Source organism: Bradyrhizobium tropiciagri (genome assembly GCF_018130505.1).
Classification (GTDB): domain Bacteria; phylum Pseudomonadota; class Alphaproteobacteria; order Rhizobiales; family Xanthobacteraceae; genus Bradyrhizobium; species Bradyrhizobium tropiciagri_B.
This window is the reverse complement of sequence record NZ_JAFCKH010000002.1, coordinates 586,160-607,774: the sequence shown is the minus strand read 5'-3', so window position 1 is coordinate 607,774 and position 21,615 is coordinate 586,160. Positions and strand designations below refer to the sequence as shown.

Genomic DNA, 21,615 nt, shown 5'->3' with positions numbered 1-21,615 from the left:
TGCGGGTGGGAGCGATGGCGCCTGCATGATTTCGGAATAATGGAAGAATACCGCTGAGTTGCCCGACGTGTCAAGCGGCCGTGTCGAACGCTGGCAGCCGCCGGCTACTTTGCATGGGGTTGTTCTTCGTGTTTTGGCCAGGCGCCCCCTGCGACGGGCCCAGCCACTCACACCGCGACGGCGTTGAGCCAGCCGTGGCGGATCGGAAAGCCTTCGCCGCCGAGCAGGGTCACGGTCTCGTAGAGCGGCAGGCCGACGACGTTGGTGTAGGAGCCGACCATCTTGACCACGAACGAGCCGGCGATGCCCTGCACGGCATAGCCGCCGGCCTTGCCGCGCCATTCGCCGGAACCGATATAGGCTTGGATGTCGTCCTCGCTGAGCCGCTTGAAGCGGACGCGGGTCTCGACCAGGCGCTGGCGGAACGCCTCGCGCGGCGTCACCACGCAGATCGCGGTGTAGACGCGGTGGTTGCGGCCCGACAGCAGCCGCAGGCACTGCGCGGCCTCGTCGACCAGATTGGCCTTGGGCAGGATGCGGCGGCCGACCGCGACCACGGTATCCGCCGAGATGATGAAGGAGCCGCGCAGATCGTCGTCGAGCTGCACCGATTTCAGCGCTGCGTCGGCTTTCGCGCGCGCCAGGCGGTTGGCGCAGGCGCGCGGCAGCTCGCCCCGCCGCGGGGTCTCGTCGACATCGGCCGGGCGCAGCGCATCAGGCTCGATGCCGGCCTGGTTGAGCAGGGCCAGCCGCCGCGGCGAACCGGAAGCAAGAACGAATTTGGGACGGCCTAACATTCGGCTTTTTGGCTGGAATCGGCGGGACGGGCGAGCGCGCGGAACCTATCGGATGAGGCATGGTTGCACAACCAGGGAACCCGGCCGCGAATCGCGCTCCCCGAGGGCGACAGGGCCCCATAAGCACAGCTGTTTGTCAGTCTGGCGACAAGGGGCAAAGTGGAGCGCATTTCGAGGGGCCGTAGGATGGGTGGAGCGCAGCGATACCCATCATTTCCCCGCGTAACGTGATGGGTATCGCTGCGCTCCACCCATCCTACGCATCTACACGCTCGCCGCCCCGGTTCTCGCGAAACGGCGGCGGATGCGCAGCAACAGGCCGTCGCAGACCTCGCGATAGGCGTCGAGCTTCTGCTCGCGGTTGCCGCTGGTGTTGGTGGGATCGTGGGTCGGCCAGTATTCGACGTCGGCAGCGACCGTGCGGGTGAGGTCCAGCGCCTTGTGGTGCGCCTCCGGCGACAGCGTGATGATGAGGTCGAAGTTCAGCCCTTCCCAATCCTCGAGTTCCTCGAAGGTGGTGGGCTTGTGCCCGGAGATGTCCTGGCCGAGCTCGCCCATCACGGCGACCGCGAACGGATCGAGCTCGCCCTTCTTGACGCCGGCCGAGCGGACATAGAGGCCTTGCGGGAACATCTGCTGCAACAGGCTGGCAGCCATCGGCGAGCGCACGGCGTTGTGGCCGCATGCGAACAGCACGGCCTGGGGATTGCGCGCGCGCGGCGCTTCCATCCGATCAGGCTTTTTTCGGCCGGGGCACGCCCCCGTCGCTCATCATCATGCGCCCTCACCCTTCCAGTGCAGCACAGTGATCAGCGTGAACAGCCGGCGCGCGGTCTCGAAGTCGACGCGCACCTTGCCCTTGAGGCGCTCCTGCAGCGTGCGCGAGCCCTCGTCATGGATGCCGCGGCGGCCCATGTCGATCGCCTCGATCTTGTCCGGCGTCGCGGTGCGGATCGCCTGGTAGTAGCTGTCGCAGATCATGAAGTAGTCCTTCACGACGCGGCGGAACGGGGTCAGCGACAAAAGATGCGCCACCACGGGCGCGCCGTCTTCTTTCCGGATGTCGAACATCAACCGGTTGCCGGTGATCGCGATATGCAGCGTGTAGGGCCCCGTTGCCGCGCCCTCGGGCGCGAACACGTTCTGCTCGATCAGGTCGTAGATCGCGATCGCGCGCTCATGCTCGATATCGGGCCCGGAACGGCCGATCGATTCCTCGTCGAGCGTCACCGCGACGATGCGATTGTTGGAATCCTCGTCGGCGGGGGACTTGGTCATGAGAGGTTGAGGCGCAATCCGACGGAACGTGAATGGGCATCGAGACCCTCGGCCTGGCCGAGCGTCATCGCGGCGGGCCCGAGCGCACGGAGCTGATCCGGCCCGCACTTCAGGATCGAGGTTCGCTTCATGAAGTCAAGCACCCCGAGGCCGGAGGAGAACCGCGCCGAGCGCGCGGTCGGCAGCACATGGTTGGAGCCGCCGACATAATCGCCGATCGCCTCCGGCGTATGCGCCCCGAGGAAGATCGCGCCGGCGTTGCGGACCTTGGCCGACAGGCCCTCGGCGTCGGCGGTCATGATCTCCAGGTGCTCGGCGGCGATCGCGTTGGCCAGCTCGACCGCGTCATCGAGCTTTGCGACCTGGATGATGGCGCCGAAATCGTTCCACGAGGCGCGCGCGATGGCGTGGCGCGGCAGCGTCGCAAGCTGGGCCTCGACCGCGCGCTCGACATCGGCGGCGAGCCGCGGACTGTCGGTGATCAGGATCGACTGCGCGCTGACGTCGTGCTCGGCCTGCGCCAGCAGATCGGCGGCGATCCAGTCGGCATTGCCGGTGTCGTCGGCGATCACAAGCACCTCGGAGGGACCTGCGATCATGTCGATGCCGACCTTGCCGAACACCAGCCGCTTGGCGGCGGCGACATAGGCGTTGCCGGGGCCGACGATCTTGGCCACCGGCGCGATCGTCGCGGTGCCATAGGCCAGCGCGGCCACCGCCTGGGCGCCGCCGACGCGGTAGATCTCGGAGACGCCGCCGAGATCGGCCGCCGCCAGCACCAGCGGGTTGAGCTTGCCGTCCGGCGCCGGCACCACCATCACGACGCGGGGCACGCCGGCGACCCTGGCCGGCACCGCGTTCATCAGCACCGAGGACGGATAGGCCGCGGTGCCGCCGGGCACGTACAGGCCGACCGCATCGACCGCGCTCCAGCGCCAGCCGAGCTCGACGCCTTCGGCATCGGTGAAGCGCTCGTCCTTCGGCAACTGGCGGCGGTGGAAGGTCTCGATCCGGTCGCGGGCGAATTTCAACGCGTCGACGGTCTTGGGGTCGCAGGCCTTGACCGCGGCGGCTATCTCGGCCGCGGTGATGCGCAGGCCGGCGGCGGCGATGTCGAGCCGGTCGAACTTCTTGGTCGCCTCGAGCAGCGCGGCGTCGCCGCGGGCCACCACGTCGTCGACGATGGCGCGGGTGGCGCGCTCGACGTCGGCCGATACCTCGCGCTTGGCCGCCAGGAAGTCGCGGAAACGCTGGTCGAAATCGGCGCTCTGTCGGTCCAGGCGAACGGGCATGGCGGCTTTCTAACGGGGATTCGGGATCGGGTCCCCTGCTCAATGGCGCGGCGGATTATGGCCGTCAACCCTTGGCGCCCGTCCTCCCGGCGAAAGCCGGGACGACGGCATCATGGCGCCGTACCCAGCTCGTCCGTCCCCAGGTCGGTCAATTCGCACTCCAGGCACTCGACATCCAGCCGAAGCGCGGCGCCCTCGCCGAACATCAGGAGCGCGCAGCCGCCGGGCGGGTCGGAGGCGTGAAATTCGATCCCGAGCAGTTCCAGGCTGGCTTCGGGGGCCTGAAGGTCGATATTGCGCGATTTGCAGGCCAGCACCCGGTCGAAGCGCAGCGCGGCGACCAGCCGCCGCGAGCAGGTGCCGCCGGACAGGGTGGGCTCCCAGTCCAGCCGGTTCATGCCGATCACGAGGCGTTTCTCGTTCTGGCGCCACACGATGTCGCAGGCCTGGACGCGGGCGTCCTGGACATGGGCGGAGATGACGGCGAGGTCATCGGCGTCGAGGGCGATCAGCTTGAGGGGAGCGGGCTCGGACATGACGTACTTATAACGCCTGACGGCGCCGGAGGGACCACGCTGCCGGACGAAAAGCGGCCGAGGGAACCCGGCCGCTGAGCGCGTCGGCCTCCCCCGCAAGCGGGAGAGGCGAAGTTCGCGGATACGGCAGCCCGCACCTCACCCCTTGATGAAGGCCAGCAGGTCCGCGTTGATCGTCTCCGCTTCCGTGGTCGGCATGCCGTGCGGGAAGCCCTTGTAGGTCTTTAGCGTGCCGTTCTTCAGAAGCTTGGCCGAGAGCGGGGCGGAATCGGCGTAGGGCACGATCTGGTCGTCGTCGCCGTGCATCACCAGCACCGGCACGGTGATCTTCTTGAGGTCCTCGGTGAAGTCGGTCTGCGAGAACGCGACGATGCCGTCGTAATGCGCCTTGGCGCCGCCCATCATGCCCTGACGCCACCAGTTCTGGATCACCGCCTCAGACGGCTTCGCGCCGGGCCGATTGTAGCCGTAGAACGGGCCGGTCGGCAGATCGCGGTAGAATTGCGAGCGGCTGGCGGCGAGCTGGGCCTGCAGGTCGTCGAACACCGATTTCGGCAGGCCGCCCGGATTATTCGCCGTCTGCACCATCAGGGGCGGCACCGCGGAGAGGATCGCCGCCTTGGCGACCCGGCTCTCGCCGTGGCGGGCGATGTAACGCACGACCTCGCCGCCGCCGGTCGAATGGCCGACATGGACAGCATTCTTCAGGTCGAGATGCGCGGTGACCGCCGCGAGGTCGTCCGCATAGTGGTCCATGTCGTGGCCGTCGGCGACCAAGGCGGAACGGCCGTGGCCGCGGCGGTCATGGGCGACGACGCGAAAGCCGCGCCCGACGAAGAACAGCATCTGCGTGTCCCAATCGTCCGACGACAGCGGCCAGCCATGGCTGAACACGATCGGCTGGCCCGAGCCCCAATCCTTGTAGAAGATCTCGACGCCGTCTTTGGTGGTGATGGTGGGCATGCTTTGCTCCTTTGCTCGGGTAAGCGTCATTTCGGGCGACGCGTAGTGCCGAACCCGAAATCTCGATCGAATGATTTCATGGCTCCGGGCTCACGCCGGCGCGTGTCCCACGCGGCGCCTTGAGGGCGCGCGCGATCAGGCGAGGCGCATCGGCCTATAGCGGCGCCAGATGCCGATGGTCACCACGACGAAGAACACCAGCACGATGCCCTGCACGGCGGCGAACACCGGTCCGGACGGCGGGTTGGGCGCCACGGCCGGCGCCAGCGCAGCAAGGGCAGGCACCTTGAGGAAGCTCTGGATCACCAGCACGAAGACGTTGAGATAGAGCGAGACCATCGCGGTGACGACGTAGACCGGGCGCCAGATGCCATTGAGCCGCATCACATAGAGCGCGATGCAGGCGATCGCGAGCAGCACCAGCGAAAGACCGCCGATGATGTGCGAGGGCAGCAGCTTCTCGGTCACCAGCGGCGGGATGACGAAGCCGGTGGCGCTGGTCAGGATCGTGAGCAGCAGGAAGGTCGCAGTCATCCCGGGCATCGACTTCGAACCGAGCAGCCCGAACATCACGATCAGGCCGGCGACGATAGCGATCAGGCTGATGATCACGTGGACAAGCACCAACGTCGACATGCCGCGAACTCCCCGTTGAGAACCCTTGCAGACGTTACGATGCGTAACACGAAATTGCTACATGCTTCGATGGCAGGATGTCCGACATGTGATGAGAATTTTGCAGGTCATCCGCCCACCGATGCACCCGGTGAGAAGTTGAATCAATCATACCTTGGAATCGGCCCGTTGTGCGGCGTCTTGCGCTTCGACAGGTCGAACAGCACCTCGTCGACATAGCACCAGCCCCAGCCTTCCGGCGGATCGTAGCCTTCGATCACGGGATGACCGGTGGCATGGAAATGCGCAGTCGCATGCTTGTTGGGGGAATCGTCACAGCAGCCGACATGGCCGCAGGTTCGGCAGATCCGCAGATGCAGCCAACGGCTGCCGCTCTTCAGGCACTCCTCGCAGCCGAGCGCGCTCGGCGTCACGTCCTTGATGCCGGCGATGTGGGTGCAGCCTTTTGACATTGTATGCCTTTCAACTTGCGCGCCTGTTGAATCCGTCATCTGTCAGGATGACGGGATCAGCTGCAATCTAGCTGCACCCTCTCGTTATTGGCTACAGCGACGGGCTGCCCGCATCCGCAAGATAGCCATGCAGCGCGGCGACGACCTGGGCGCCCTCGCCGATCGCGCCGCCGACGCGCTTGACCGAGCCGGAGCGGACGTCGCCGACGGCGAATACGCCGGGCACCGTGGTCTCGAGCAGCGGCACCGGGCGCGCGATATCGCCGCTCGGCCTGCCGGTGAGCACGAAGCCGCCGCGGTCGAGCTGCACGCCACAGCCGTCGAGCCAGGAAGTGGCCGGGTCGGCGCCGACGAACAAAAAGAGATTGCGGATGTCGATCGTGAATTGATCAGGCGCAAGCCGGCTCTTCCAGCGCACGCGCTCCAGCGTTTCGACGCCCTCGAGCCCGACCACCTCGGTGTTGAACATCAGCTCGATGTTCGGCGTCGCTTCGATGCGCTCGATCAGATAGCGCGACATGCTGGCCCCGAGCCCGCCGCCGCGGATCATCATGATGACCTTGCGGGCATGCGCCGACAGGTACACCGCCGCCTGGCCCGCGGAATTGCCGCCGCCGACCAGCACCACGTCCTGCTCGGCGCAGAGCCGCGCTTCGATCGGCGAGGCCCAGTACCAGACGCCGCGGCCCTCGTAGTTTTCGAGATTGTCGATCACAGGCCTTCGGTAGCGCGCGCCGCTCGCGACCACCACCGATTTGGCAAGCATCGTGTGCCCGCAATCGGTGGCGAGCGCGAACGCGCCGGAGGTTTTGGTACAGTCGAGCGATTTGATCGAGACCGGAATCAGCATCTCGGCGCCGAACTTCTGCGCCTGGTTGAAGGCGCGCCCGGCGAGCGCCTGCCCAGTGATGCCGGTCGGGAATCCCAGATAATTCTCGATCCGCATGCTGGCGCCGGCCTGGCCGCCATAGGCGCGGGAATCGAACACCGCGACCGACAGCCCTTCCGACGCCGCATAAACGGCGGTCGCGAGCCCGGCCGGGCCGCTGCCGACCACCGCGACGTCGTACAGCCGGTCATGCTTCTTGCCGCCGATCATGCCGAGCGCCATTGCCAGCGCGGTCTCCGACGGATTGCGCAGCACGGTGCCGTTCGGACAGACCACCAGCGGCAGCTCGGCGCGGGTCGGCGAATAGCGCGCAATGAGATCGGCGGCATCCTTGTCGGTCTCGGGATCGAGCACATGACGCGGCTGGCCGTTGCGCGCCAAAAAATTCTCCAGCCGCGCCATGGTACCGGCCTCGCCGATCAGCACCGGTCCGCCGGCGCCGCCCTGGATCAGGCTGACCCGGCGCAGGATCAGCGCGCGCATGATGCGCTCGCCGAGATCGGCCTCGGCGACCAGCAGCGCACGCAGCCGCTCGGGCGGCAGCAGCAATGTCTCGACCTCACCCTCGGCGTGGCCGTCGACCAGCGCGGGGCGCCCCGAGAGCTGGCCGATCTCGGCAAGGAATTGCCCCGGCCCCTGGTCGATGATCGGCGTGACACGGCCGAGGCCGTCGCGCTGGGTGACCGAGACATGGCCTGACAGGATCACGAACATGCCGGGTCCGGGCTTGCCGGTCTCGAACAGCGCCTCGCCGTCCTTGTATTGCCGCAGCTCGCCGAAGCGGCGCATGCGCTCGATCTCGAGTGCCGTCAGGGTCGGAAAGGTCTGCTCGTGGCGCGGGAACGCGTAGGCGGTCGCCTCGAGCCGGTTGATCGTCGTCGTGTCGTCTGCAGCCATTCTCGGCGCCCCACTTTCTTCGGCATCACGCGCAGCAGCTAGCGTCCGGGCTCGTCTCCGTCCGCGCCGTCCGGCGGCGGGTCGCGCAATTCGGAAGCTGCCGCATCGTCCCGGCCACGGGCCTGCGATTTCCGCCGCTTCAGGTTTTCGCGCAAGGCCAGCTTCAGCCGGTCCTGCCGTGAATCCTTCACGTGGGATTCGGCCTCTCCGCCGCTCTTGCCTCGATCGCCCGTCATTCCAAATTCTCAACCGCCACGTCTTGCGTGCGCCGAACAGCATAAGCAATGGCGCACGCCGGCGCACCCTGCCCGATCGACCGGTTGCGCATCGCCATCATGATTCGGCGGCCCCGCGATCCGGAACTTCCCCGGCGCAATCGGAACCGATCGGGCCGGAATTCGGCCACAAGCGACGGAATCACTGGCGCAGAACGTGAATTTCTGCCGATTTCCCGGGCAGCAGGGGCGCTGTTTCGCTTGCGCGAAAGGGTGGCCTGTGGCAAGAACCGGCCGCTTGGACGGGCCCTCAGGGCCGATTCAATTTTTCCCGGGCATGCTGCCGTAGCTCAGTGGTAGAGCACTCCATTGGTAATGGAGAGGTCGACAGTTCAATCCTGTCTGGCAGCACCATCCCTCGAGAATTTCGGATGAATTTTCAGTACCTTTGGCGCTGAACGCCGTTTCGCGCACCGACCGCCCCCTCCGCACATGCACTCTGTAAGCGCAATTTCACGGGATCAGTGAGTCCCGTCGCAATTCCGCGAAGAGATCGAAGAATGCCTTGTCGGTCGCCTCATAGTCCGTGAACCCCAGGGCCCGGCTCTTGGACATGTCCGTCAGCACCTCGATGGGACGACCGAGATCGGCGTCGGTATGCCAAGGCGACACCAATCGACCGAGGTTCGGCTCGATCAGCCGCCGCTCGGCGGCGATTGTGGTCCAGATGCCGGCGTCGGCCGCAGTCTGTTGCTCGAGCGGCCGCACCGTTCCGTCGAACGGCGCGGCTGGAATTCCGAACCATTCGGCGATCCGCTGCCACATCCACTTCCAGCGGAAGACGTCGCCGTTCACGACGTTGAAGGCCTGGTTCTCAGCGGCGGGTGTGGTCGCCGCCCAGATCAGATGGCGAGCGAGAATTCGCGCATCCGTCATGTCGGTCAGGCTCTCCCACTGCGTGGGCGAACCGGGAAAATAGAAAGGGCGGCCGGTCGCGCCGCAGATGCTGGCGTAAACCGCCAGCGTCGTTCCCATATTCATGGCGTTGCCGATCGCCTTGCCGATGATCGTATGGGGGCGATGCACCGACCACGAGAATCCGTCGCGCTCGGCCGCCGCAAAGACCTCGTCTTCCTGCGCATAGTAGAAATTGGCGAGTTCGAGACGCGGCTGGTCCTCGCGAAACGGCGTCTGCGGAAGCTTTCCCTGCCCATAGGACTCGAAGGGTCCCAAATAGTGTTTGAGACCGGTGACGAGCGCAAAGTGCCGGAGCGAGCGCGCCGGACGCAGTGCGTCGAGCACGTTGCGGACGATAGTCCCGTTCACTCTTATATTTTCTGCTTCTGTTGCTTGTCGAACCCAGCTCGTAAAGAAGACGTGACTTGGACGGAGATCGGCCAATGCAGTCCGGACGGCAACCGGATCCTGAAGGTCGACGGCGACCGGAACCAGGTCCGGCCGGCGGGGCGGATGACGCGCCAATCCGATGACCTCCCAACCACCCGCAAGCAGCGCCGAGATTGCCGCGCTTCCCGCGATTCCGCTTGCACCGACGACGAGAGCCTTACGTGTCATTTCAGGATCCTTGCCTATATCCGGAAGCAACACGTAGTGATGCTCAGAAAGCCCGACCAGAACGCACCGAATGGGGTCCTGGACACCGAAAGGTTCCCACCTTGAACGACGACACGAACGATGATTGGCGGGAGGATTGCGCGCCGCGGCGAATCCTCGATCTTTTCGCAACCAAATGGACGAGCATGGTTCTGCACGTCCTGCACGCACGGCACGGCGATCGATGTCGCGCCGGCGTCCTGCATCGAAGCATCCCCGGCATCTCCCGGAAGATGATGACCCAGACACTGCGCGAAATGGAAGCCAGCGGCCTCATCAGGCGTCACCATCATCCCACGATCCCGCCGGCGGTCGATTACGAATTGACACCGCTGGGTGTTCGCTTCATCGAGCCGCTCGAGATGCTTTACGATTGGGGGCGTCGCAACGCAGACGCGCTGGACGAACTACGACTACGGCCGACCTCTCGACGAAGAGAGGCCGACGCATCGCACGATCTGAACGTTTGAACTGCTGGTCGTCCGTGGCTTCCGCACCTCAATGCGTGATCAGCACCGCCATCCCGCCGATCGTCAGCACGACGTAGAACACGAACATACTGCCGACCCAATTCCAATCGATCTGTCCGTTGTCGGGGCTGAGACTTTCAATGATTCCTTGCATGATCGTCTCCCTTCTGGGGGTCGCAAGTCCTCCATATGTCCTCCGTATAAACCCGGCCCGGCGCTCGCCACGTGACCTACTTCACACTTTCCGTCCCCGGAGCTGAACCCAAGTGACCGGCCCAGAACTGAGAAAACTGCGCGACGACCTCGGCGAAGCGATCGGGCGCCCCCTGACGCCGGCCGACATGGCGAGGCTGTGCGGATTGCCGGCCGTGGGCGGCGCCGAGAAGATCCGTCGGTGGGAGGTTACCGGCCCGACAACCCAGGTCACCGAACTGCTGCGCGTGCTGGCGATGGCGAGCGAGCGCTATCCGATCCTCGAGAAGTTCGACGTGTTCGACCGCCACGACGTGCCGGTGCACGACCGCCCGGCGCGGCGGCAGGCGTTTCGCGACCAGATCCGCGAGGACGTCCGCCGGCGGCTTGGTTAGGGGCAGGTTTGCGTCAGCACTCCGGCCTTAAGCGTTCGTTAGGCACAACAAAGCGTTTCACCGCAAAACGGCCCGCTCGCCGGCCGCCGTGACAGCATTTTATTCAAATGCGGTCTAACTCCGCGTCATGAGGGCCCATCGTCCGGTGCCCTCGGACTTGTCCGGAGATTGACTACGATGAAGAAGTTCCTGCTCGCAACCGCAGCCATTGCTGCCGTCGCTGCGTTCGGCGCGACCGCCGAGGCCGCCGATCTCGGCGCCCGTTCCTATTACAAGCAGCCCGCGCCTGCTTACGCCGCGCCGCTCTACAACTGGACCGGCTTCTATCTCGGCGGCCATCTCGGCGGCGCGTTCGCCGGGAGCAACACGTTCAATGGCCTCGCGCTGTCGGATTCGAGCGCCCGCTTCATGGGCGGCGTGCAGGCCGGCTATGACTGGCAGCTGTCGCCGATGTGGGTGATCGGCCTCGAAGGCCAGTACTCCTGGCTCGGTGGCCACCAGCTCAACGCGATCTTCCCGGGCGGCTATGTCTACAACAACAACCAGCGCGGCATCGCCTCGGTCACCGGCCGGGTCGGCTACACCTGGGGTCCGGGCCTGATCTATGTGAAGGGCGGCTACGCCTACTCCGACAACAACGAGAACGTGACGCTCGGCGGCGTCGCGATCCCGTTCGCGCTCAGCGACAGCCATCAGAACGGTTGGACCGTCGGCGCCGGTGCCGAATACATGTTCGCGCCGAACTGGTCGGCCAAGGTCGAGTACCAGTACTACGACTTCGGCGACAGCCGCTTCACCGGCCCCGCCGCGCTGGTGCCGTTCGGCAGCTTCCACAATGACGAGCACACCGTGAAGGCCGGCATCAACTACCGCTTCAACTTCGGCGGCTATGGCGCTCCGGTGGCCGCGCGCTACTGAAACCATCAGTTGCAACCGCACGTGAAAGGCCGGCTTGCGCCGGCCTTTTTTTGCGTCTGATCGCGCGCTTCAATTCCGCCCTGCAAAACAAAGCGGCAGCGCGTCGCGCTCCGCTGAAAAATCACGCAGATCGCCACAATTTTCCCGATTTTGTTAACCCGCCACCCCGATACTCCCGCGCCGGGAAACATCCAGGGGTAGTGGGGCACGGGGGCAATGGCGTTTCGGTTCAAGCTCGGCAAACTCAATCTCAAGAGCATCGGTCTTCCGCAGATGGGCGTCAGGGGCAGCCTGTTCGCCGCGTTCGCCGTGATCGCCGGCATGGCGCTGGTGATCAGCGCCGGCGCCGGCTGGGTGCTGCATCAGCTCGGCGGCACCATGACCGACCTCGGCGGCCGCGACATTCCGCGGCTTGCCGCCAGCCTGCAGCTCTCCGCGCAGAGCGCTTCGCTCGCCGCCCAGGGACCCGGCCTGCTCGCCGTGCAGACCGAGGACGCGCTGAACGAGCGCACCAAGAAGGTGCAGGAGGTCGCGCGGCTTACCAGCGCCAAGCTCGGCGAGATCATCCAGCTCGGCGCCGACAAGTCCGTCGTCAGCGCGCTGCAGGAGAACGTCAAGAACACCGATGAGGCCACCAAGAGCCTGATCTCGGCGGCGCGCGAGCGGCTCGAGGTCAGCGCGCTGCGCGACAAGCAGTACGACACGCTGCGCAAGGCGCAGGCGGCCTTCGTCGCCGCCGCCAATCCGGCGATGCTCGACGCGCAGACGCGGCTCAATGCCATCCTCGCCGCGGCCGAGGTCTCCGCTGATGACGCGACCGAAGCGGCCCGCACCGTCGCCCAGATCAGCAATGTGCTGTCCGCCGGCAATCTGATGGCCGCCGACATGACCGCCGCGCTGTCGGCAACCTCGAGCGAAACGCTGGATGCGATCGAGACCGAGTTCAAGGCCGGCCGCGAACGCATCAAGTCCAACCTCGAGGACCTGCCGAAGAATCCATCGCTCGTCGCGGTGCGCGACACCGCAGGGAAGCTGCTGGCGCTCGGCGAGGGCAAGACCGGCGTGTTCAAGGTCCGCCAGAAAGAGCTCGACTCGATCGACTATGGCCAGACCATCCTGGAAGAGACCCGCAAGCTCAATGTCGGCCTCGGCATCAGCGTGCAGCAGCTGGTCGACGCCGTGCAGAAGGACACCGATAGCTCGACCTCGCAGGCGCGGCAGCAGATCGGCTTCGCGACCCTGGTGATGATCGCGCTCGGCGCGCTGACCCTGGTGGGCTCCTTCCTGTTCGTCTGGCTCTATGTCGGCCGCAACATCCTGCGCCGCATCCGCGGCCTGCAGCGCTCGATGCAGCTGCTCTCCGACGGCGACCTCGACACCGAGATCCCGCACAGCCGCCAGCGCGACGAGATCGCCGTCATGGCCGACGCGCTGCAGGTGTTCCGCGAGAGCATGATCGAGGGCCGCGAGCTCACCGCCAACCAGAACCAGGACCGCGTCGCCAAGGCGGAACGTGCCTCGCGCATGGAAACCCAGATCGCCGATTTCGAATCTACGGTGCGTTCGGCGCTCGGCAGCCTGCAGACCTCGGCGAACTCGATGCAGTCGACCGCGCAGAGCATGTCGGCGACCGCCGACCAGTCCAGCGCGCTGGTCAGCGCCGTTGCTTCAGCCGCGGAGGAGACTTCGGTCAATGTGCAGACCGTGTCGGCCGGCACCGAGGAGCTGTCGTCGTCGATCTCGGAAATCGGCCGCCAGGTTGTCACCTCGGCCGAAATCGCCCGCAAGGCGGTGGAGGAAGCGAGGGCGACCGACACCACGATGCAGGGGCTTGCCGACAACGCCGCGCGCATCAGTGTCGTGGTCGACCTGATTCAGACCATCGCCTCGCAGACCAACCTGCTCGCGCTCAACGCCACCATCGAGGCGGCGCGCGCCGGCGAGGCCGGCCGCGGCTTTGCCGTGGTCGCCAGCGAGGTGAAGAACCTCGCCAGCCAGACCGCCAAGGCGACCGAGGAGATCCGCCAGCAGATCGTCAGCATGCAGGAGGTGACGACCACGGCGGTCGGCGCCATCCGCAACATCTCGACCACCATCGGCGAGATCAACGACGTCACCACCGCGATCGCCGCCGCGGTCGAGGAGCAGGGCGCCGCGACCCGCGAGATCGCCCGCAACATCCAGCACGCCGCCGGCGGCACCAGCGAGGTGTCGAGCAACATCGTCGGCGTGAGCACCGCCTCGGCGGAAGCCGGCGCCGCCGCGACCGAGGTGCTCAGCGCCTCGGATGCACTGCGCCGGGAGGCCGACGTGCTACGCTCGGAGATTGACGGCTTCCTGTCGAACATCAGGGCGGCGTAGCTGCCCGCAGGCCCGTAGCCCGGATGGAGCGAAGCGAAATCCGGGTAGGTCCATCCGCGAACGAAGACCCCGGATTGCGCTTCGCTCCATCCGGGCTACGGAATTACGGCTTCTCCACCATCCAATTCTCCGGACAGCCATCCTGATTTTCGGCTGGCGCGGCGGGCGATGTGCCGCTAAGCCGATAGCATGCATTCGAAAGCCGACACCTTGGCCTCCTCCGCAGAGGCATTGAGATACCCTTGGGAGAACCATCCCGGCCCCGACCAGGTCGTGGAGGTAATGCCCGGCGTACTGTGGGCGCGGCTGAAGCTGCCGTTCCGCCTCAACCATGTGAACGTCTACCTGCTCGCCGACGGCGACGGCTGGACCATGGTGGATTCCGGCTTCGGCAACGAGGATTCGATCGCGGCCTGGACCACGCTGTTCGAGGGGCCGCTGAAGCACGTCAAGGTCACCCGTCTGATCGTGACCCATTCGCACCCCGACCATGTCGGCCTCGCGGGGTGGATCACCGAGCGGTTCGGCTGCCCGCTGTTCATGTCGCAGGTCGAATATCTGCAGTCGGTCTATCACCAGAACCGCGGCACCGAGGAACGGCGCAATGCGCAGCGGCTGTTCTTCCGCCGCCACGGCATGGACGAGGATCTCACCGAAAAGCTGCTCGGCCGGGGCCAGGACTATCTGAAGCGGGTCTCGGTGCTGCCGCCGTCCTATCACCGCCTGACCCATGGCGACGAAGTCGTGATCGGCACGCGGCGCTTCAAGGTGATCACCGGCGGCGGCCACGCGCTCGACCAGGTGATGCTGTATTGCGCCGCCGACAAGCTGTTCCTCTCCGCCGACCAGGTGCTGAGCAAGATCTCGCCCAATGTCAGCGTCTGGGCGGTCGAGCCCGAGCAGAATTCGCTCGGCGAATATCTGGCCTCGCTGGCCAGCCTGACAACGACGCTGCCCTATGACGTGATGGTGCTGCCCGGCCACGGCGTGCCGTTCTACGGGCTGAAGACCCGGATCAAGCAGCTCGCCGACCATCACGAGGAGCGCTGCCGGCTGATCGCCGAAGCCTGCCGCGAGGTGCCGCAGACCTCCAAGCAGCTGGTGCCGGTGGTGTTCCACAAGCACGTGCTGGACGAGCACCAGATGGGCTTTGCCGCCGGCGAACTGGTCGCCCACGTCAACTACATGCTGGTCGAGGGCCGCCTGACCACCGAAATGGCCGACGGCGTGCTGCGCTTCAGGACGACCTGAGCACCGCGCAGCCCGACGCTCGGGCTCCGGTCGAATTGATCGAAATCAAGCAAGATTCCCGCAACTAGGGCAATTTGCCCAACTGCGGCGCATGCCCAGATGTGAGCCAATGCATAGACATTAGAGCTGGAAAAGCTCTAAGTAGGGCCTGCTACGCCGGTCCGGTTCCGCTTGTGGGTACGTCGATGGATTACAACCAGTTCTTCAATTCCGCGCTCGAACGCCTGCACAATGAGCGGCGCTATCGCGTGTTCGCCGACCTCGAGCGGATCGCAGGCCGCTTCCCGCACGCGACCTGGCATTCGCCGAAGGGCAGCCGCAACGTCGTGATCTGGTGCTCCAACGACTATCTCGGCATGGGCCAGCACCCCAAGGTGGTCGGCGCCATGGTCGAGACCGCGACCCGCGTCGGCACCGGCGCCGGCGGCACCCGCAACATCGCGGGCACCCATCATCCGCTGGTGCAGCTCGAGGCGGAACTCGCCGACCTCCACGGCAAGGAAGCCTCGCTGCTGTTCACGTCCGGCTACGTTTCCAACCAGACCGGCATCTCGACGCTCGCCAAGCTGATCCCGAACTGCCTGATCCTGTCGGATGCGCTGAACCACAATTCGATGATCGAGGGCGTGCGCCAGGCCGGCTGCGACCGCCAGATCTTCCGCCACAACGACGTCGCGCATCTCGAAGAGCTGCTGATCGCCGCCGGGCCTGATAGGCCGAAGCTGATCGTCTGCGAGAGCCTGTATTCGATGGACGGCGACGTCGCGCCGCTGGCGAAAATCTGCGATCTCGCCGAGAAATACGGCGCCATGACCTATGTCGACGAGGTCCATGCGGTCGGCATGTACGGCCCGCGCGGCGGCGGCATCGCCGAGCGCGACGGCGTCATGCACCGCATCGACATCCTCGAGGGCACGCTGGCCAAGGCGTTCGGCTGCCTCGGCGGCTATATCGCCGGCAAAGCCGCGGTGATCGACGCCGTGCGTTCCTATGCGCCGGGCTTCATCTTCACCACCGCGCTGCCGCCGGCGATCTGCTCGGCCGCGACCGCCGCGATCCGGCATCTGAAGACCTCGAACTGGGAGCGCGAGCGCCACCAGGACCGCGCCGCCCGCACCAAGGCGATCCTGACCGCCGCCGGCCTGCCGGTGATGTCGAGCGACACCCATATCGTGCCGCTGTTCGTCGGCGACCCCGAGAAGTGCAAGCGCGCCTCCGACCTGCTGCTGGAGGAGCACGGCATCTACATCCAGCCGATCAACTATCCGACGGTCGCCAAGGGCACCGAGCGGCTGCGCATCACCCCCTCGCCCTATCACGAGGACGGCCTGATCGACGCGCTTGCCGAGGCCCTGCTCCAGGTCTGGGACCGGCTCGGCCTGCCCCTGCACCAGAAGCCGCTGGCGGCCGAGTAACCGTATCTTCGTTCCCACCGAATTTGGGCCGGTCGTGCGATGCGCGGCCGGCCCAATGCGTTTATAATCCTGCACCCGGCCTCTCCCCCGGCCGGGACGGGAGATGAGCAGCGATGCTGCACGACTGGGGCGTCATCGCTACGGCGTTCGCCTACATCGGATTGTTGTTCTTCGTGGCCAGCCGCGGCGACCGCATGGCGCCGGGCGAGCGCGGCCGCGCCAGCCAGTGGATCTATCCACTGTCGCTGGCGATCTACTGCACCTCCTGGACCTTCTTCGGCTCGGTCGGCTTCGCCACCCGCACCAGCATCGACTTCCTCGCGATCTATGTCGGCCCGATCGTGATGGTCGGGCTGTGCACGCCGCTGCTGCGCCGGGTCATCGCGCTCGCCAAGTCGCAGAACATCACCTCGATCGCCGACTTCATCGCCGCCCGCTACGGCAAGAGCCAGGCGGTGGCGGCAACGGTCGCCTGCATCGCGATCATCGGCTCGGTGCCCTACATCGCGCTGCAGCTCAAGGCGATGGCGTCCTCGCTGGAGACCATCCTGAGCGAGGACCAGGCCTTCTCCAAGATCCCGATCATCGGCGACATCGCGCTGATGGTGACGCTGGCGATGGCGGTGTTCGCGGTGCTGTTCGGCACCCGCCACACCGACGCGACCGAGCACCAGCACGGCCTGATCCTGGCGATTGCGACCGAATCCATCGTCAAGCTGGTCGCCTTCATCGCCGCGGGCGCCTTCGTCACCTTCTGGATGTTCTCCCCCGGCGAGCTCTACGAGCGCGCGCTGAAGACGCCGGAGGCGCTGCGTGCGATCGAATATGTGCCGTCGATCGGCAATTTCCTGATCATGACGCTGCTGTCGTTCTGCGCGATCATGCTGCTGCCGCGCCAGTTCCATGTCAGCGTGGTGGAGAATTCGACCAGCGCCGACGTCAGCCGGGCGCGCTGGCTGTTCCCGCTCTACCTCGTGCTGATCAACCTGTTCGTGATCCCGATTGCGATCGCCGGCCTCGTCATCTTCCCGTTCGGCGCCGTCGACGCCGACATGTTCGTGCTGGCGCTGCCGATGGAAGGCAATTCGCAGCTGCTCAGCCTCGCCGTGTTCGTCGGCGGCCTGTCGGCCGGCACCGCGATGGTGATCGTCGAATGCGTCGCGCTCTCGATCATGGTCTCCAACGACATCGTGCTGCCGCTGGTGTTGCCGCGCAGCGACGATGCGCGCGCCGGCCACAAGGATTTCGGCGACTTCCTGCTGAAGGCGCGCCGCTTCTCGATCTTCGCCATCATGGTGATGGCGTATTTCTATTACCGCGCGCTCGGCAACACCCAGCTGGTCTCGATCGGCCTGCTGTCGTTTGCCGCGATCGCGCAACTGGCGCCGGCGTTCTTCGGCGGCCTGTTCTGGCGCCGGGCCACCGCGCGCGGCGCCATGGCCGGCATGCTGGTCGGCTTTGCGATGTGGCTCTACACGCTGTTCGTGCCGAGCTTCCTGGAAACCTCGACCGCCGGGCTGATGCTGCTGCAGCACGGGCCGTTCGGCATCGAAGCGCTGCGGCCGCAGGCGCTGTTCGGCGCCGACCTGCCGCCGCTGCTGCACGGCGTGCTGTGGAGCCTTGCGCTCAACATCCTCACCTATGTCGTGTTCTCGCTGGCGCACGCGCCGTCGTCGATCGAGCTGCTGCAGGCCGACGTGTTCGTGCCGAATGCACTCGCCCCGATCGCACCCAGCTTCCGCCGCTGGCGCACCACCGTGACGGTGCAGGACATCCAGAGCACGGTGACGCAATATCTCGGCCCCGACCGCGCCCGCGAGGCTTTCATCGCGTTCGCCGCCGACCGCAACATCGCGCTCGACCCGGCGGCGCCGGCGGATTTCGAGCTGCTGCAGCACGCCGAGCGGCTGATCGCCTCGTCGATCGGCGCGGCCTCCTCGCGCCTCGTGATGTCGCTGTTGCTGCAGCGGCGCACCGTGTCGGCCAAGGCCGCGCTCAAGCTGCTCGACGATTCCCACGCCGCACTGCATTTCAACCGCGAGATCCTGCAGACCGCGCTCAACCATGTGCGCCAGGGCATCGCGGTGTTCGATGCCGACCTGCAGCTGATCTGCTCCAACCGGCAGTTCGCCGAATTGCTCGCGCTGCCGCCGCATCTGATGCAACTCGGCATTCCGCTGCCCGAGATCCTCGAATTCATGGCTGCGGTCAGCCCGACGGCGGCCGTCGACAGCGATTTCCTGCTGCAGCAGCGCCTGCGCGCCTACACCACCGAGGGCGAGCCCTATCTGGAGCGCTTCACCGACCGCCATCTGGTGATCGAGGTGCGCGCCAACCGGATGCCCGGCGGCGGCCTCGTCATCACCTTCTCCGACGTCACGCCGAGCTTCGAAGCCGCCGAGGCGCTGGAGCGCGCCAATGCGACGCTGGAAAAGCGGGTGCGCGACCGTACCGAGGAGTTGACGCGGCTGAACTCCGAGCTCGCGCTCGCCAAGGGTATCGCGGAAGACGCCAACGCTTCCAAGACGCGCTTCCTTGCCGCGGCGAGCCACGACATCCTGCAGCCGCTCAATGCGGCGCGGCTCTACGTCACGAGCCTCGTCGAGCGCCAGAACGGCGGCGAGGATTCCCGCCTGGTCGAGAACATCGACGACTCGCTCGAGGCGATCGAGGACATTCTGGGCGCGCTGCTCGATATCAGCAGGCTCGATGCCGGCGCCATGACGCCGTCGATCACGAGCTTCCGGATGGCCGACCTGATGCGCTCGCTGGAGATCGAGTTCCTGCCGATCGCCCGCGACAAGGGCCTCGACCTGCGCTTCGTGCCCTGCTCGCTCGCGGCCGAGTCCGACCGCTCGCTGCTGCGCCGGCTGTTGCAGAACTTCATCTCCAACGCGATCAAGTATACCCCGCGCGGCCGCGTGCTGGTCGGCTGCCGCCGCCGCGGCGAGCACCTGCAGATCAGCATCTACGACACCGGCGTCGGCATCCCCGTGCAGAAGCGCGGCGAGATCTTCAAGGAGTTCCACCGTCTCGAACAGGGCGCGCGGATCGCGCGCGGCCTCGGCCTCGGCCTGTCGATCGTCGAGCGGCTGGCGCGCGTGCTCAACCATCGCATCGCGATCTCGGCCAATGCCGGCGGCGGCTCGGCGTTCTCGGTCACGGTCCCGATCGCGACCGCCGTCAACCACACCGCGGCCGTCACCAGCGCCACCCCGCTGTCGAAGACGCCGATGAGCGGCGCGCTGATCGTCTGCATCGAGAACGATCCGGCCATCCTCGACGGCATGAAGACGCTGCTGACGGCGTGGGATGCCGAGGTCATCGCGGTGCTCGACGCCGAGGGCGCGATGAGCGCGATCGAGGCCGCCGGCGGCCGCGTCACCGGCGTCTTGGTCGACTACCATCTCGATCGCGGCAACGGCGTCGCCGCGATCCGCGAGATCCGCCGCCGCTTCGGCGACAGCATCCCGGCGATCCTGATCACCGCCGACCGCAGCCCCGCCGTCCGCGCCGCCGCGCGCGAGGAGAACATCGCGGTGCTGAACAAGCCGGTGAAGCCCGCCTCGCTGCGCGCCTTGCTCGGACAGTGGCGAACGCAGCAGATGGTGGCGGCGGAGTAGCGGAAGCGCAAAGGCAGTAAAGACCGTAGGATGGGTGGAGCGCAGCGATACCCATCACCTCTCCACTCAGCACTAGCGTCTTTCACCAAACTCCCCGTCGAGACCAGTAGCGTCACCCGCCCAGTCTTCCGGATAAGCACCGTCCCTCACCATGCGATGGAACGACGAATACGGCCAATCGCTCACGCGCGTTACCAGCCCGTGCTTGACGGGATTGATATGAACGTAATCGATGTGGCGCGCGAAATCGCCCTCATCGCGGATCGTGTGTTCCCAGTAGCGTCGCTGCCAGATACCTCGCTCCCCTTTTGCGGCGCGGCTGTCTGAGACCGCCTCGCCAGCGGTCAGCCTCCGCGAGAACGAGGTTTTGATAAGCCGCCACCGCATGGAAAAGTCCGTATCCCCTTCCGGCAATGTCCAGACGGCATGGAGATGGTCAGGCAGCACCACGATCGCATCGATTGAGAATGGATGGCGTTGTTGCGTCTCGCGGAAGGAGGTCCGCAGTGCTTCGACATTTTCGGTCAACAGCTCCTGCCGCCGATCCGCGAGGTTGACCGTGAAGAAATAGCAGCCGCCGGCAACGAAATTGCGGCGGTAGCCGGTCATGCCTGCGTGCCGGGGCGAGATGATGGGTATCGCTTCGCTCCACCCATCCTACGCTTCCTGTCAGGTCGTCGGGGTGCCCTGGCGCCACTGACCGCCGGCGATGCGGGCGGCGGCGATCACGGCCTGGGTGCGGCTTTCGACACCAAGCTTCTGCAGGATGGCCGAGACATGCGCCTTGATGGTCGCCTCGGAGACGCCGAGCTCGTAGGCGATCTGCTTGTTGAGCAGCCCCTCCGACAGCATCATCAGCACCCGCACTTGCTGCGGGGTCAGCGTCACCAGGCGGTCGCGCAGCCGCGTCATCTCGGGGTCGCCGGCCGCCGACAAATCGGTGTCCGGCGGAACCCAGACGTCGCCGTCCATCACCTTCATGATGGCATCCCGCAGCGTCTCGACGCCGAACCGCTTGGGGATGAAACCGGAAGCGCCGAAATCGAGCGAGCGGCGGATGGTTCCGATGTCATCGGTGGCGGACACGATGACCACCGGGATCGCCGGGTATTGCGCGCGCAGATAGATCAGGCCGGAGAAACCGCTGATCCCCGGCATCGTCAGGTCGAGCAGGATCAGGTCGACCTCGGAGTCCCGCTCCAGCAGCGCGGTGAGGTCCTCGAACGATCCGGCCTCGCTGATGGTGGCCGAGGTCACGACACTCGACACCGCTTGACGCAACGCATCGCGGAACAGCGGATGGTCGTCGGCAATGACCAGATGAGTAGTGACAGCAGCAGACATCTCAGTCCCACTAGCGAATTTCGGCAAACCCGCGCAACCCGGTTGTGTCTCGCGCGGCTGTATCATGCAAGCGCTGG

The 21,615-nt window shown here is 66.0% G+C and carries 21 protein-coding genes and 1 tRNA gene; 8 read left to right on the top strand and 14 right to left on the bottom strand.

Annotation, left to right across the window (positions count from 1 at the left end; genetic code table 11):
* Nucleotides 1-167: 167 nt before the first annotated feature.
* From JQ633_RS07120 to JQ633_RS07075, 10 genes are all read right to left on the bottom strand, one after another.
* Nucleotides 168-797 (bottom strand): Maf-like protein, encoded by a 630-nt coding sequence (locus JQ633_RS07120; protein ID WP_050423304.1) that lies wholly within the window; start codon nt 795-797, stop codon nt 168-170.
* A 264-nt stretch (nt 798-1,061) separates the two neighbouring features.
* Nucleotides 1,062-1,526 carry a low molecular weight phosphatase family protein gene (locus JQ633_RS07115; RefSeq protein ID WP_211983873.1) on the bottom strand — a complete coding sequence of 155 codons (465 nt, stop codon included), beginning with the start codon at nt 1,524-1,526 and terminating at the stop codon, nt 1,062-1,064.
* Nucleotides 1,527-1,571: 45 nt separating this feature from the next.
* The gene (locus JQ633_RS07110) at nt 1,572-2,075 is read right to left on the bottom strand and encodes a UPF0262 family protein (protein ID WP_211983871.1); all 504 of its coding nucleotides are present in this window, start codon (nt 2,073-2,075) and stop codon (nt 1,572-1,574) included.
* Nucleotides 2,072-3,367 carry a histidinol dehydrogenase gene (gene hisD, locus JQ633_RS07105; RefSeq protein ID WP_211983869.1) on the bottom strand — a complete coding sequence of 432 codons (1,296 nt, stop codon included), beginning with the start codon at nt 3,365-3,367 and terminating at the stop codon, nt 2,072-2,074. Before hisD ends, JQ633_RS07110 begins: the two co-directional genes overlap by 4 nt.
* A 110-nt stretch (nt 3,368-3,477) precedes the next feature.
* Nucleotides 3,478-3,903: a DUF2948 family protein gene (locus JQ633_RS07100; protein ID WP_211983867.1), complete on the bottom strand. Its 426-nt coding sequence runs from the start codon at nt 3,901-3,903 to the stop codon at nt 3,478-3,480.
* Between the two features lie 138 nt (nt 3,904-4,041).
* Nucleotides 4,042-4,866: an alpha/beta fold hydrolase gene (locus tag JQ633_RS07095; protein ID WP_211983865.1), complete on the bottom strand. Its 825-nt coding sequence runs from the start codon at nt 4,864-4,866 to the stop codon at nt 4,042-4,044.
* Between the two features lie 135 nt (nt 4,867-5,001).
* On the bottom strand, nt 5,002-5,502 hold the full coding sequence (locus tag JQ633_RS07090; protein ID WP_211983863.1) for a hypothetical protein: 501 nt from the start codon (nt 5,500-5,502) through the stop codon (nt 5,002-5,004).
* A gap of 143 nt (nt 5,503-5,645) precedes the next feature.
* Entirely contained in the window at nt 5,646-5,954 is a 309-nt protein-coding gene (locus JQ633_RS07085; protein WP_211983861.1) for a UBP-type zinc finger domain-containing protein, read from the bottom strand.
* A gap of 91 nt (nt 5,955-6,045) precedes the next feature.
* Nucleotides 6,046-7,740, bottom strand: coding sequence for an FAD-dependent oxidoreductase (locus JQ633_RS07080; RefSeq protein ID WP_211983859.1), 1,695 nt, complete (start codon nt 7,738-7,740; stop codon nt 6,046-6,048).
* A 38-nt stretch (nt 7,741-7,778) separates the two neighbouring features.
* Complete coding sequence (locus tag JQ633_RS07075; RefSeq protein ID WP_211983857.1) at nt 7,779-7,976, bottom strand: hypothetical protein; 198 nt, start codon at nt 7,974-7,976, stop codon at nt 7,779-7,781.
* 318 nt (nt 7,977-8,294) lie between these two features.
* Between JQ633_RS07075 and JQ633_RS07070 the strand changes: the two genes are divergently transcribed.
* Nucleotides 8,295-8,369: transfer RNA gene (locus JQ633_RS07070), tRNA-Thr, on the top strand.
* A 99-nt stretch (nt 8,370-8,468) separates the two neighbouring features.
* On the opposite strand, the gene JQ633_RS07065 is transcribed toward JQ633_RS07070, so the two are convergent.
* Nucleotides 8,469-9,530, bottom strand: a complete 1,062-nt coding sequence (locus tag JQ633_RS07065; protein WP_211983856.1) for an SDR family oxidoreductase — start codon at nt 9,528-9,530, stop codon at nt 8,469-8,471.
* A 101-nt stretch (nt 9,531-9,631) separates the two neighbouring features.
* Between JQ633_RS07065 and JQ633_RS07060 the strand changes: the two genes are divergently transcribed.
* Nucleotides 9,632-10,039, top strand: coding sequence for a winged helix-turn-helix transcriptional regulator (locus JQ633_RS07060; protein WP_211983854.1), 408 nt, complete (start codon nt 9,632-9,634; stop codon nt 10,037-10,039).
* A 28-nt stretch (nt 10,040-10,067) separates the two neighbouring features.
* Here the strand turns inward: JQ633_RS07060 and JQ633_RS35405 are convergent, their stop codons facing one another.
* Nucleotides 10,068-10,193 (bottom strand): hypothetical protein, encoded by a 126-nt coding sequence (locus tag JQ633_RS35405; RefSeq protein ID WP_283812750.1) that lies wholly within the window; start codon nt 10,191-10,193, stop codon nt 10,068-10,070.
* A gap of 112 nt (nt 10,194-10,305) precedes the next feature.
* Here JQ633_RS35405 and JQ633_RS07055 point away from each other — a divergent pair, with 112 nt between their 5' ends.
* The 6 genes from JQ633_RS07055 (at nt 10,306) to JQ633_RS07030 (ending at nt 20,194) form a co-directional block, all read left to right on the top strand.
* The gene (locus JQ633_RS07055) at nt 10,306-10,626 is read left to right on the top strand and encodes a hypothetical protein (RefSeq protein WP_211983852.1); all 321 of its coding nucleotides are present in this window, start codon (nt 10,306-10,308) and stop codon (nt 10,624-10,626) included.
* A 177-nt stretch (nt 10,627-10,803) separates the two neighbouring features.
* Entirely contained in the window at nt 10,804-11,544 is a 741-nt protein-coding gene (locus JQ633_RS07050; protein ID WP_211983850.1) for an outer membrane protein, read from the top strand.
* Between the two features lie 216 nt (nt 11,545-11,760).
* A complete protein-coding gene (locus JQ633_RS07045) occupies nt 11,761-13,905 on the top strand; it encodes a methyl-accepting chemotaxis protein (RefSeq protein ID WP_211983848.1) in 2,145 nt (714 codons plus the stop codon).
* Between the two features lie 189 nt (nt 13,906-14,094).
* Nucleotides 14,095-15,156, top strand: coding sequence for an MBL fold metallo-hydrolase (locus JQ633_RS07040; protein WP_211983846.1), 1,062 nt, complete (start codon nt 14,095-14,097; stop codon nt 15,154-15,156).
* Between the two features lie 185 nt (nt 15,157-15,341).
* Nucleotides 15,342-16,571, top strand: a complete 1,230-nt coding sequence (gene hemA / locus JQ633_RS07035) for a 5-aminolevulinate synthase (protein WP_211983844.1) — start codon at nt 15,342-15,344, stop codon at nt 16,569-16,571.
* A gap of 113 nt (nt 16,572-16,684) precedes the next feature.
* A complete protein-coding gene (locus tag JQ633_RS07030; protein ID WP_211983842.1) occupies nt 16,685-20,194 on the top strand; it encodes a PAS domain-containing hybrid sensor histidine kinase/response regulator in 3,510 nt (1,169 codons plus the stop codon).
* Between the two features lie 72 nt (nt 20,195-20,266).
* Here the strand turns inward: JQ633_RS07030 and JQ633_RS07025 are convergent, their stop codons facing one another.
* Together JQ633_RS07025 and JQ633_RS07020 are read right to left on the bottom strand one after the other, a co-directional pair.
* Nucleotides 20,267-20,803, bottom strand: coding sequence for an REP-associated tyrosine transposase (locus JQ633_RS07025; RefSeq protein WP_211983840.1), 537 nt, complete (start codon nt 20,801-20,803; stop codon nt 20,267-20,269).
* Nucleotides 20,804-20,863: 60 nt separating this feature from the next.
* The gene (locus tag JQ633_RS07020; protein ID WP_211983839.1) at nt 20,864-21,538 is read right to left on the bottom strand and encodes a response regulator transcription factor; all 675 of its coding nucleotides are present in this window, start codon (nt 21,536-21,538) and stop codon (nt 20,864-20,866) included.
* Nucleotides 21,539-21,615: the final 77 nt, after the last annotated feature.

Excerpts from the sequence above, each read along its gene's own strand:
- JQ633_RS35405 (WP_283812750.1), bottom strand. The coding sequence starts at position 10,193 with ATGCAAGGAATCATTGAAAGTCTCAGCCCCGACAACGGACAGATCGAT.
- JQ633_RS07045 (WP_211983848.1), top strand. The coding sequence starts at position 11,761 with ATGGCGTTTCGGTTCAAGCTCGGCAAACTCAATCTCAAGAGCATCGGT.
- JQ633_RS07115 (WP_211983873.1), bottom strand. The coding sequence starts at position 1,526 with ATGGAAGCGCCGCGCGCGCGCAATCCCCAGGCCGTGCTGTTCGCATGC.
- JQ633_RS07065 (WP_211983856.1), bottom strand. The coding sequence starts at position 9,530 with ATGACACGTAAGGCTCTCGTCGTCGGTGCAAGCGGAATCGCGGGAAGC.
- JQ633_RS07050 (WP_211983850.1), top strand. The coding sequence starts at position 10,804 with ATGAAGAAGTTCCTGCTCGCAACCGCAGCCATTGCTGCCGTCGCTGCG.
- JQ633_RS07075 (WP_211983857.1), bottom strand. The coding sequence starts at position 7,976 with ATGACGGGCGATCGAGGCAAGAGCGGCGGAGAGGCCGAATCCCACGTG.
- JQ633_RS07080 (WP_211983859.1), bottom strand. The coding sequence starts at position 7,740 with ATGGCTGCAGACGACACGACGACGATCAACCGGCTCGAGGCGACCGCC.
- JQ633_RS07100 (WP_211983867.1), bottom strand. The coding sequence starts at position 3,903 with ATGTCCGAGCCCGCTCCCCTCAAGCTGATCGCCCTCGACGCCGATGAC.
- JQ633_RS07085 (WP_211983861.1), bottom strand. The coding sequence starts at position 5,954 with ATGTCAAAAGGCTGCACCCACATCGCCGGCATCAAGGACGTGACGCCG.
- hisD (WP_211983869.1), bottom strand. The coding sequence starts at position 3,367 with ATGCCCGTTCGCCTGGACCGACAGAGCGCCGATTTCGACCAGCGTTTC.
- JQ633_RS07095 (WP_211983865.1), bottom strand. The coding sequence starts at position 4,866 with ATGCCCACCATCACCACCAAAGACGGCGTCGAGATCTTCTACAAGGAT.
- JQ633_RS07090 (WP_211983863.1), bottom strand. The coding sequence starts at position 5,502 with ATGTCGACGTTGGTGCTTGTCCACGTGATCATCAGCCTGATCGCTATC.
- JQ633_RS07110 (WP_211983871.1), bottom strand. The coding sequence starts at position 2,075 with ATGACCAAGTCCCCCGCCGACGAGGATTCCAACAATCGCATCGTCGCG.
- JQ633_RS07040 (WP_211983846.1), top strand. The coding sequence starts at position 14,095 with ATGCATTCGAAAGCCGACACCTTGGCCTCCTCCGCAGAGGCATTGAGA.
- JQ633_RS07030 (WP_211983842.1), top strand. The coding sequence starts at position 16,685 with ATGCTGCACGACTGGGGCGTCATCGCTACGGCGTTCGCCTACATCGGA.
- JQ633_RS07120 (WP_050423304.1), bottom strand. The coding sequence starts at position 797 with ATGTTAGGCCGTCCCAAATTCGTTCTTGCTTCCGGTTCGCCGCGGCGG.
- JQ633_RS07020 (WP_211983839.1), bottom strand. The coding sequence starts at position 21,538 with ATGTCTGCTGCTGTCACTACTCATCTGGTCATTGCCGACGACCATCCG.
- JQ633_RS07025 (WP_211983840.1), bottom strand. The coding sequence starts at position 20,803 with ATGACCGGCTACCGCCGCAATTTCGTTGCCGGCGGCTGCTATTTCTTC.
- hemA (WP_211983844.1), top strand. The coding sequence starts at position 15,342 with ATGGATTACAACCAGTTCTTCAATTCCGCGCTCGAACGCCTGCACAAT.